This window comes from Nocardia wallacei (assembly GCF_029869545.1).
GTDB lineage: Bacteria > Actinomycetota > Actinomycetes > Mycobacteriales > Mycobacteriaceae > Nocardia > Nocardia wallacei_A.
Genome location: NZ_JARWQD010000281.1, coordinates 24,310 through 35,265, shown reverse-complemented (window position 1 = coordinate 35,265; position 10,956 = coordinate 24,310). Strand labels below are relative to the sequence as shown.

At 69.2% G+C, this 10,956-nt stretch carries 8 protein-coding genes; 3 read left to right on the top strand and 5 right to left on the bottom strand.

Annotated elements, in window-relative coordinates:
- Nucleotides 1-6 precede the first annotated feature (6 nt).
- Genes QH290_RS24655 through QH290_RS24645 form a run of 3 tightly spaced genes read right to left on the bottom strand, consistent with a single transcriptional unit; the run spans nucleotide 7 to nucleotide 3,350 of the window.
- Nucleotides 7-1,608, bottom strand: a complete 1,602-nt coding sequence (locus tag QH290_RS24655; protein WP_280385419.1) for a hypothetical protein — start codon at nucleotides 1,606-1,608, stop codon at nucleotides 7-9.
- Nucleotides 1,609-1,641: 33 nt separating this feature from the next.
- Nucleotides 1,642-3,030 carry a hypothetical protein gene (locus QH290_RS24650; protein WP_280265980.1) on the bottom strand — a complete coding sequence of 463 codons (1,389 nt, stop codon included), beginning with the start codon at nucleotides 3,028-3,030 and terminating at the stop codon, nucleotides 1,642-1,644.
- Nucleotides 3,027-3,350 (bottom strand): hypothetical protein, encoded by a 324-nt coding sequence (locus QH290_RS24645; RefSeq protein ID WP_280265981.1) that lies wholly within the window; start codon nucleotides 3,348-3,350, stop codon nucleotides 3,027-3,029. Before QH290_RS24645 ends, QH290_RS24650 begins: the two co-directional genes overlap by 4 nt.
- A 273-nt stretch (nucleotides 3,351-3,623) precedes the next feature.
- Here QH290_RS24645 and trmB point away from each other — a divergent pair, with 273 nt between their 5' ends.
- The 3 genes from trmB to QH290_RS37985 are packed head-to-tail and all read left to right on the top strand — an operon-like array spanning nucleotide 3,624 to nucleotide 8,955.
- Complete coding sequence (trmB, locus tag QH290_RS24640) at nucleotides 3,624-4,436, top strand: tRNA (guanosine(46)-N7)-methyltransferase TrmB (RefSeq protein ID WP_280385417.1); 813 nt, start codon at nucleotides 3,624-3,626, stop codon at nucleotides 4,434-4,436.
- Entirely contained in the window at nucleotides 4,433-5,203 is a 771-nt protein-coding gene (locus QH290_RS24635) for an NYN domain-containing protein (RefSeq protein WP_280385415.1), read from the top strand. The genes trmB and QH290_RS24635 overlap by 4 nt, the downstream gene beginning before the upstream one ends.
- Complete coding sequence (locus QH290_RS37985) at nucleotides 5,203-8,955, top strand: MMPL family transporter (protein ID WP_342213764.1); 3,753 nt, start codon at nucleotides 5,203-5,205, stop codon at nucleotides 8,953-8,955. Before QH290_RS24635 ends, QH290_RS37985 begins: the two co-directional genes overlap by 1 nt.
- Before the next feature lie 384 nt (nucleotides 8,956-9,339).
- Here the strand turns inward: QH290_RS37985 and QH290_RS24625 are convergent, their stop codons facing one another.
- Together QH290_RS24625 and QH290_RS24620 are read right to left on the bottom strand one after the other, a co-directional pair.
- Nucleotides 9,340-10,152, bottom strand: coding sequence for an alpha/beta fold hydrolase (locus QH290_RS24625; RefSeq protein ID WP_280385413.1), 813 nt, complete (start codon nucleotides 10,150-10,152; stop codon nucleotides 9,340-9,342).
- Between the two features lie 37 nt (nucleotides 10,153-10,189).
- Nucleotides 10,190-10,885, bottom strand: coding sequence for a DUF1707 SHOCT-like domain-containing protein (locus QH290_RS24620; RefSeq protein WP_425301768.1), 696 nt, complete (start codon nucleotides 10,883-10,885; stop codon nucleotides 10,190-10,192).
- Between the last annotated feature and the right edge of the window lie 71 nt (nucleotides 10,886-10,956).

Below are 10,956 nucleotides of genomic sequence, written 5' to 3'. Positions count from 1 at the left end.
GAGCGCCTAGACCCGCGCCGGAGCCGCGTCGACGAGCAGCGCGTACAGCGTCCGGGCCTGCACCCCGGCCTTGTCGCCACGCCGCACCACCGTCGCGAACGCGGCGCCGACGGCCCGGCTCGCATCGAATCCGCCGGAATCGCCAGTGGCGCCGATCAATTCGGCACGCCACTGCCGGTAACCGGCCACCACCGCAGCGAGCGTGTCGAGGCGCCCCGCCCGCAGGCTCAGGTATTGCGCGATCAACGCCTTCTGCGCCTTGTGCCGCGCGACCCCGCCACCGGCGAAATCGAGTGCGCGGCCGAATTCGCGCAATGTTTCCGTATAGATCGGCAGCTCCCCTGCGGGCTCGCCCTCCGAATTCGGTTGGGGTACCGGCGCTTCGGCAGCGCGGTCCGTTGCGCATGCGGCATGCAGGTCGAGAGTGATCGAATGCTCAACTCCCGCAGCCGGATAGCCTCGCGGCCCGGTAGCCCATCGCACAGTCGCGTCCTCGCCGAGATCGGCCACCCGGACCACGTCCTGCGCGATCATCGGGTACTCGGTCAGCACGCGATCGACGGCCGCCGCGAACTCGCGGACCGCCGCCTCCCGCAGCCCGGGCAGATCGAACCCGACGACCGTCACGCCGTGCCGCTGCGCCAGGGTCCGTGCCAGCCACCCGAGCAGCCCCGCCTCAACGGGCTCACGCCGATCGCGGACTTCCTGTCGATCCTTGTCTCCCTTGGCGTTTCGCGGCACGGCACCGGGCCGAGGTGGCGACGGGGGCGACTCGGAATGGCCCGCCGCCGCGGGCCGCCCGGTCCACGGCGTCTTTCCGTCCGCCGCACCGACCGAACGGCGCGGGTCGTGAGGAGCCACCGAGCCGGGAGCGCGGGCCGCATTCGGTGCGGCTGCCGGTGCCGATATCGGGGAGGGCGTGGGTCCTCGGCCGGAGCCACTCCGTTCGCCACCGCGGCGGTCCGTGGCCGGTGGCGAAACGACCGAAGGCCGCGGACCGCCCTCGGGGCGCCACGGACTACCTTCCGGGCGTCGCGGGTCACCCGGCGCCTGGACCGGCGCGCGTTGCCCGACGGGGGAAGGGGACGCCTGCCCGACTGAAGAGGATGCCTGCCCGCCATCGGGCTGGGCACGCCCGGCGGGCTGCGCCTGGCCGACGGTATCGGGCGGCGGGACGGGCGCCGCCGCCGCACGCGGGCCGACCGGCGCGCGCGGCTCGACGCTCGCAGGCAAGCCCGCGCCCCCTGTCGGCCACCCGGGCGAGAACGGCGGCTGCTCGACTCCGGGCTCCGAATCGGCCGAGCGAGTTATCAGACCGGCGGCACCTCGATCCTGAGATTCGACCTGTTGCGCGGCGGTGGCCATCCCGCCCGCCGTGCCGTGCAGGCTCTCCTGCATCGCCCGCAGATTCGCGAGCAACTGATCGGCATGCGGCTTGAAGTCCTCGGCGAACGCGACACCGAGATCGTCGTCACCCCAACACCCTTCGGCATAGGCCAGGCCGTCACGCAGTTCGGTGTGGGTGCGGCCCACCCGGTCGCCGAGTTCGGCCAGCCGCGCACCGTGCTCGCGCAGCCTGTCGGTATCCAGTTGCAGCCGATCACTCACGACTCCACCTCGCTCATGTGACCACCCTTCCGGTCAGGCCATGCGGACCCGGCGCAGCCGGAACCGTCGCTCGAAACCGGCGACGAACACCGACAGCGGCACCGATGAGGCCGAGCGCTCCACGACTCCGTCGTCGGCGACGTAGAAGACCGCGCGATCGAGGGTGATGTCGCTACCGGACACCGGCGCCCGCACCAGCCAGCCCACGTCGATACGTTCGGCCCGCAGGCTCGACAGCGGGTAATCGGTTGTGTCGTAACGCCGCCGGAGAATGTGGTCGCGGACGAGTTCGATCGCCTTCGCCTCGGAGATCCGGCCCGTCTGCGCCGAACTCAGGCCCGCGACCATGAATTGGAAAAGGGCACCGTCGATGTCCGCTCCGTCGTCGCCGAAGACCTTCGCGATCGCCTCGGGGGTCACGGTTCCGAACTGAGCGGCAGCCACCAGTTGCTCCGCCGCCCGCGCCGCACTCGACCGGTCGGTCGTAAGCCTGCCGATGACATCCGCCACGGTGTCGGCGGTCCACACGGCCGGGACGGCCGGTGCGCACTCCGCCATCGGAGCGGACTCGCCGCGAAACCACTGCCCGGCATCCCACCAATAACAGAAGCTCAGCAGGCCAGTGGACACGCGGGGGTTGAGCACCGGGTCCGCGACCCAATCCGGCGCGCCCGCAAAGAGATCCGGCATCGCGGCATCGGTGTTGTAGGCGGCGTCCAGCGCCGGCGCATTCCAGACGCCGCCCGACAGCACCGCCCGGTCACCGGGCAGCAGGGCCAATGTCGAACCGCTGTGCGCGGAACTCTCGAACAGGCCGACAGCCGGGGCGACCCGCGGCCCCCGAACCGACCCCACCGCGACGAAGGCCGCCGACAGGGCCGCCCACCTCGCCCACAGCACCGGCAGATCGGGCAGTTCGTCGTCCACGACCGTCGCCCGCACACCCGCGCGCTCATCCGCCCGCATTCGCTCGGCGGCGTGTCGCGGCGGCCTGGACTGCGGTTCGCCGCGGCCGAGGTAAGCGGCCAGCCACACCGGCAGCCGTTCCCGGGGATGGGCTTCCAGATCGGCGAGGTAGGCGTCCGGTGCGAACAACTGCTCACCCGGGAACGGCTCCTCACCACGATCGGCGACGACAGTGCTGTCCGCACCGTGGACCCGCACCGACAACCGCCACCACGGCCCCTCGTCCGACAGTGCCGACATCCGCCGGTGCCGCCGGACCGCATCCCACACCGGCTCCGGCACCTGACACCGAATCGACCGCGTGCCGTCGTCGACGGTCATGAGGGCCGATTCGGCGACAACGGTCATCGCGAACCACGCCTCCAACCGCCGCCATCCCGCCGGTGCCGACGCGCGCAACCGGTGCGCTATCCGAGCGCCCGGCTCGACGGGTTCGTCATTTCCGGGCTCGGTCACTCGGCACCCCCCGCGACCCCCTGCCGTCGGCGGTAGCGCTGGCCGAAACCCACCACGTACTGCGACGGCGCGATCGACGACGACGACTGTTCGAGCACCCCGTCGTCGGCGACGTAGAAGATCGCCCGGCCGATCGCGATCTCGCCGCGCGGCACCGGCACGTACACCATCCAGCCCGCGTCGATCCGAACCGCCGTCAGCCGCGCCAGCGGATAGCCGGTCGTATCCAAGCCCCGGCCGGTCACGTACACCCGGACACGGTCGATGGCTTCGGATGCCGGAATCTCGGCGTCGATCTGCGAATCTTCTTGCGAGTCCACACCTATGACGACTGTCCACGGACGTGAAAGGTTGGGGGACATCGCCGCGGGCAGACGCCGGGCAGACGCTCGGCCAGCGCACATCGGGGACGGATCGCTGGCCCTCCGCCGGTCCGCCGATCCGAATGGGTACGTTCGAGGCGTGGTCGACAACGCAGAGGTCCTCGAGTTCCCGAACCCCGGAAATCCCGGTAATGTACCGGTCTCGGGGCCCGACGCGTTCACGTCAGCAGCCTGACCAGGGATTTATACGATGTCATCGAATACTGGACAATGGACGCCGTGAACGACGCCGCGAACCCCACCGCCGGGAGCGACGGGCCGGAAGGCCCCTCCACCTCCACGGCCGCCCCGACACCGCCGGGACGCTCGAACGGCTCACGGCTCTACCCGCGGGTGACCAGCTTCCGGTCCCGGCGGGGTGCCCTCACCCCCAATCAGCAGCTGGCCTGGGAGCGGACGTGGCCGCGCATCGGGCGCGAGGTGTCCGACGATCCGCTCGACACCGCGGCCTGGTTCGGCCGCCGGGCGCCGCTGATCGTCGAGATCGGCTGCGGTACGGGCACCGCCACCGCGGCGATGGCGCTGGCCGAACCGCAGTTCGACCTGATCGGGATCGAGGTCTATCAGCCGGGCCTGGCGCAGCTGGTGCAGCGCATCGAGCGCGAGCACATCGACAACATCCGGCTGCTGCGCGGCGACGCCGTCGACGTCCTCGAGAACATGATTGCCAAGGATTCGCTGTCAGGTGTTCGGGTGTTCTTCCCGGATCCCTGGCCGAAGGCCCGCCATCACAAGCGGCGGTTGCTCCAGCCCGACACGGTGGCACTCATCGCCAGCCGCCTCGAGGTCGGCGGCGTGTTGCACGTGGCCACCGACCACGTCGGCTACGCCGAGCACATCGCGGCGGTGGGCGCAGCAGAACCCCAGTTCATCGGCCTGAACGAGGCAGCGGGCGGAGACCCCGAGCACTTGCGGGCCACCGCCCCGATAGGCGTCGATCGCCCCGTCACCAAGTTCGAAAGCAAGGCGCATCGCGCCGGAAGCGCCATCACCGAGCTCATTTGGGGGAAGATCGAATTATGAGCGTCAGTGAGATGGCCCATGAGGTCATGGATGTTGCCGAAATAATGCACGGCACCACCCCGGGGCCGAACGACGGCACCGCCGTGGCGGCGAGCGGCGGCGTCTCCGGGGTTCCCGGCGGCACCGCCGACGTCCGGCGGGTGCTGCTCGTCTGGGACGCCCCGAACCTCGATATGGGCCTGGGCGCCATCCTCGGCGGGCGGCCCACCGCGGCGTACCGCCCGCGCTTCGACGCCCTCGGCCGGTGGCTGCTGGCCCGCACCGCGGAACTGTCGGTGGGCAGCGTGCAGCGCATCGAGGCGGAGGCGACGGTGTTCACCAACATCGCCCCCGGCACCGCCGACGTGGTGCGGCCGTGGGTGGAGGCACTGCGCAATGTGGGTTACGCGGTCTTCGCCAAGCCCAAGATCGACGAGGACTCCGACGTCGACAGCGACATGCTGGCCCATATCGAGTCGCGGCGCCGGGGCGCCGGACTGGCCGGAATCATGGTGGCCTCCGCCGACGGCCAGGCCTTCCGCGAGCCGCTCGAGGAGCTCGCGGCCAGCGGAATTCCGGTGCAGGTGCTCGGATTCCGTGAGCATGCGAGCTGGGCGGTGACGTCCGATATCCTCGAGTTCATAGACCTCGAGGACATCCCGGGCGTGTTCCGTGAACCGCTGCCCCGGGTCAGCCTCGACTCGCTGCCCGAAGAAGGAGCCTGGCTGCAGCCCTTCCGCCCGCTGTCGGCCCTGCTCACCTCCCGCCCCGCTCAAGGAGTCGCTTAGTGTTCACCCGCTGGGGCGACCTGGTCTACAGATTCCGCTATCTTGTACTAGGCGCTGTAGTAGCCGCGCTGCTCGGTTTGGGCGGTTTCGGCTTCGGTCTCGAAAGCCACCTCAGCGCCAGCGGGTGGTTCGACCCGACCTCACAGTCGACCGCAGCGTCCGAGCTCAAGGACGAAGCCTACGGCCGCGATCACTCCGGCGACGTGATTTTGCTCTTCACGGCTCCGGACGGGAAGACCGTCGATGATCCCGAGTTCAGCCGGAAGATCACCGACACGCTGTACAGCCTGCCGCAGCGCTATCCCGATCGAATCGACAAGATCAACTACGCGTACTGGCGTTCGAGCAACAACCAGTGGCTGTCGACCGGCATCGCCTCCCAGGACAAGAAGATCACCTTCGCCACCCTGGCCATCAAGGGTGACAACGACACCGAAATGGTGAACAACTTCCGGGACGTCAAGGACGTCTTCGAGATACCCGGTGTGGATGTCCAGGTGGCGGGCCTGCAGGCCGTGTCCGGCACGCTCAACGACACCATGGCCCAGGACCAGAAGCGGATGGAGATCATCGCCATCCCGGTCGTCGGGGTCCTGCTGTTCTTCATCTTCGGCGGCATCGTCGCCGCGGCCCTGCCGCTGATCGTCGGCGGCCTGACCGTGCTGGGTGCGAACGGCATCGTCATGGGGATCACCAAGTTCACGGAGGTGAACTCGTTCGTCAGTCCGGTCGTATCGATGATCGGGCTGGGCTTGGCGATCGACTACGGGTTGTTCATAGTCAGTCGCTTCCGCGAGGAACTCGCGGAGGGCTACAGCACCGGCGCCGCGGTGCGGCGGTCGGTGATGACCGCCGGGCGCACGGTCGCGATGTCGGCCACCATGATCATCGCGGCGAGCGCGGGCATGCTGCTCTTCCCGCAGGGCTTTCTGAAGTCGGTTGCCTACGGCACCATCGCCACCGTTCTGCTCGCGGCACTGACCGCCCTCACCGTGCTGCCCGCCATCCTGGGCATCCTCGGCAAGCGCGTGGACATGCTGGGGCTCAAGTGGTTCCGCAAGACCAAGACCGCCGAGGAGATCGAGAACGGTTTCTGGGGGCGCAGCACCCAGTGGGTGATGAAGCATCCGCTGAAGGTCTCGATCCCGCTGGTGATCATCCTGCTGCTGCTGATCATCCCGGTGAAGAACCTGAAGTTCGGCGGGATCAGCGAAACCTATCTGCCGCCGGACAATCCGACGCGTGTCGCGCAGGAGCAGTTCGACAAGCTGTTCCCGCAGTATCGGTCCAACCCGGTGCAACTGGTCATGGTCACCGACAATCCGAGCGGGATCTACGGGGTTCTCAAGCAGGCGAACGAAGCGCCCGGGCTGGACCGCAAGTTCGAGACCCCCAACAAACCGCCCAACGGATCCAATGTGTGGACCACGCAGGCGCCGCTCGTGGACGCCGAGACCACCACCGCCGACGAGGCCATCGACTATCTGCGGCACGACATATCCGTTCCCGACGACATGCAGTTCATGGTGACCGGAACCCCGGCGCTCCAGAAGGACAGCATCGACTCGCTGCTCGACCGCATGCCACTCATGATCGCGCTCGTCGTGCTCGTCACGACACTGCTGATGTTCCTGACTTTCGGTTCATTGGTTCTGCCGATCAAGGCGGCATTGATGAGTGCCTTGGGGCTCGGCTCCACGCTCGGCATCCTGACGTGGATCTTCGTCGACGGACACGGGGCAGGTCTGCTCAATTTCACGCCGCAGCCGATCATGTCGCCCGTGTTGGTGCTGATCATCGCGATCATCTACGGTCTGTCCACCGACTACGAGGTGTTCCTGCTCTCCCGCATGGTCGAGGCGCGCACCATGGGCGCCAGCACCACCGAAGCCGTGCGGATCGGCACCGCGCAGACCGGCCGCATCATCACCGCCGCCGCGCTGATTCTGCTGGTGGTGACCGGCGCTTTCGCATTCTCCGATCTGGTGATGATGCAATACATCGCCTACGGCATGATCGCGGCGCTGTTCATCGATGCCACCGTGCTGCGCATGCTGCTGGTCCCGGCCACGATGAAGCTGCTCGGCGACGACTGCTGGTGGGCGCCGAAGTGGATGAAGAAGATCCAGCAGAAGATCGGGCTCGGCGAACCCATCCTCGACGACGAGCGCCCGGGTAGCGATCAGGTGGTCGACCTGGTGAAGACCACTCCGGTGACCGATCCGGTGACCCAGCAGATCCCGGTCATGCCCGACGGCACCCCGGCCAAACCGGCGCGTAAGCGGCTCAAGCGGCCTCGGTTCATCGGGGGCGTGGACGGTGAGGCGCCCACGCAGCAACTCGGTGTGATCAAGACCGATACGTCCGGCACCTCGGGTGCCGAGCCCGGGGCCTCCGATGACGCCGGATCGAATGGGCCGCAGGACTTTTCGAGCTTCCCGTCCGCGGATCCGGATGCGCCGCGGCTCAACCTCGGTACGTCACAGCCGGACTCGGGTACCTCGCAACCGAAACCGGACATCGGTACCTCGCGGCCGAAGCTCGACCTCGGTACTTCCCAGCCGAAGCTGAATCTCGGTACGTCGCAGCCGAATCCGTCCGGCTCGGCGAGTGCGGCGCCCGGCCGGGCGGACAACCCGGGCATGTTCGCGCCGCAGACCACCCCGCAGACCAACCTGAGGCTACCGCGGGCGATCGAGCCGCAGTCGGGCGTGATCGGCGTAACGCCGAGCGTCGAAGCGCCGCAATCGGATCCGGAGCCGCCCGCAACGCCCCCGACCGTGTCGACACCGCAAGCGGCGCGCCCACCACTACCGCCGCGCACCGTGCCGCGGCACCCTGACGACTGGACACAGCCGACACAGCCGCAGGAACCGGCACGGCAGGATCCAACACCGCAGAGCCAGGCACAGCAGGACCAGGCATCGCAGAGCCACGCGCGACAGAATCCGGCATCGCAGAGCCAAGCGCGGCAAGATCCCGCACCGCAGGGCCAAGCGCGGCAGGAGCAGGGGCCGCGGGACCAGGCGCGAGCGGAGGCGTCGCGGGAGCAAGCTCGTTCACAGGAATCGGACGGGCCGCAGGCGCCGGGGCAACCGACCGCGCCCGTCGGCACGACGCCCCGGGTCCTGCCGCCACAGCCGAACCCACCCAAGGTGGCACCACACCCGGCCACCCGCGCCCAGCAGTTCCACCCCCGCCAGGCACCGGCCCAGGAATCGGATTCTCCCGCACCGTATTCCGCGACCGCGCCGGACCAACATTCCGCAGCACCGGAGCAACAGCCCTTCACACCACCGGAACAGCCACACTTCGAGGCACCGGAGCAACACCGCTTCACAGGATCGGAGCCACACCACTTCGAGACACCCGAGCAGCAGCCTTTCGCTCAGCCGGAGAACCGTGGCTACACAGCGCCGGAGCAGCAGCGGTTCGACGCACCCGACCAACACTTCGAGACGCCCGGGCAACAGCGGTTCCCCGCGCCCGAACAGCAGCCGTCGGCTCGGCCGGAGAATCGTGCGTACGCGGCGCCGGAGCAGGCCCCGGAGCCTGCTGAGCCGCCCGCTTCGCGGGAGACGGCCGATCCGCCCGACGACTCCAACCGCAACAGCATCGAGCGGTGGATGGCCGACCTGCGCTCGTCCCGCCGCAAGCCCGAACAGCCCGATCCGGACGAGGGCAAGCACCGCGGCGGCGCGGGCCGCACGGTCAGCGTCAACGAACTCCTGCGCCGCCAAAACCGCGACTGACCCGAGCGGTCCCGCCCGCACCGATGAACCGGCACTGCTGAGCAAGAGGCGCCTGCTGCTGTACGGCGGCACAGCCCGAACAAGCGGCATCCCGCCATGTAGCGGCACAGCGTTACCGAACAAACGGCGCCCCGCTGCTATGTGGCGGCACGACGCAACCGAACAAGCGGTGCCCCGCTGCTGTGCGGCGGTACCGCATTACCGAACGAGCGGCGCCACTCCGCCATGAGGCGCGGCACAGCGTTACCGAACAAGCGGCGCCCGCTGCCATGTGGCGGCACGACGTTACTGAACAGGAGGCGGCGCCGATGTCCGGTGGCACGGCGCTGCCGGGCGGGTAAGGCAGGTCGCGCATTTTCCGATGCGGCGCCGGTGCGGTCGACCTCAGGTTGTGGTGATGGGGCCTACTTGGGCGATGCTTGCGCGGATTTCCTTGGCGACCAGGTGGGGGGCCTCGAGCATGGGGACGTGACCTACGCCGGGGAGGGTGCGGGAGTGCATGGTGGGGGCCTGCGGCGGGGCGGTGTGCAGGCGCGGCGGCAGGACGCGGTCGTGTTCGCAGTACAGGAACGTGACGGGGGTGGAGATATCGGCGAAACGGCCGAAACCCGTTGCGAGAACCGGATCTTCGGCCAGGTCGTCGACGATGCGGCAGTGGGCGGGAGCCGCGGCGACCGCGGTCGCCAAGCGGTACGGCACCGCCGCGGGGTGGTAGGACAGCAGCGGCAGCACCAGGCTGCGGGTCATCGTGCGGGTCGTGCCCGCGCCGACCTCGATGACCGGTGCGAACGCGCGATACTTGCGGAGCAGCCGACCGGCGGTCCGGGTTTCGGAGTTCCACATGCCACCCGGCGCTATGGCGGTCACCGTGCGGGCCCGACCGCGCGCGGCCAGTTCCAGCGCCAGCCACCCGCCGAGCGAATTTCCTACCAGATGCGCTGTCTGCCAACCGGTCTCGTCCAACATCCGTTCGAGGTGGTCGGCCAGCAGGGTGAAGGTGGCGGGGCGCCGCGCTACCGGCCCGCCCCAGTGCCCCGGCAGCGTGGGAGCCAGCACCGCGTGGTCGCCGGACAATTCGTCGAGCACCCCGCCCCACGACTGCCAGGTCAGCAGCAGGCCGTGCAACAGCAGCAGCGGTTCGCCACGGCCGGCGCGGTATTGCGGCTCCGGCTCGGTCGCGCCCATGCCATCGGCCATGGCACCGACAGTACCGGCCGACCGGCACGCCCGCCGATCAGAAACCGGACATCAGGCGACGCCACTGCGCGGCGAAAGGCTGTTTGGCCGTGACGGATCCGAAGCGCAACCGACCCTGCACCACCAGGTGCAGGGGGCCGAAGGGAGGACCGGTGCGCACCTTGTTGTTCGCGCTGGAGCCGATCAGGTCCAGGCCGTTGAGGTCGACAGTCGCCTCCGACGGCACGATGAGGGTGAGCGAGCTGCCGAGATCGTCCACCCGCAGCTCCACCACCTGGGTGGACATCGTCGCCTGGGTGAAATCGAGGGTGACGCCCGCCAGCAGATTGTTGAGATACAGCACCGGCGGCACCTGCCACCGGCCCTTGCGCGTCACACCGGACAGCCGCGCCCGGATGGTGTTGCCGGTGGGCACCGGGGCGGGCGGCGGCGCACCGAATGCCGGGCGCCGCGGCGGGGGCGCGGGCATCGGATTCGGCTGCCCCGCGAGGCGGATCCCGGGCAGGTCGATCAGTACCGCGTTCAGCTCGCCGCGGGTCTTGGCCGCGAGCGCCGTATCCATGCGCTCGGTGAATTCGCCCAGCGACAGCATCCCGAGCCCCACCGCCCGCTGCAGCAGGGTCCCGACGTGCTCGCGCTCGGCATCGGTCACCCGGAGATCGCGATCGCCCACCGTGCCCCCGGACTCCGGAACCGACCGCGTACCAGGAGTGGAAATCGTCTCACCGCCCATGTGATCGAGGGTACCGACGGCGCCGTTCCCGCACATCAGGGCAATCCCTGATCCCCCGGTCATCCCGGCGG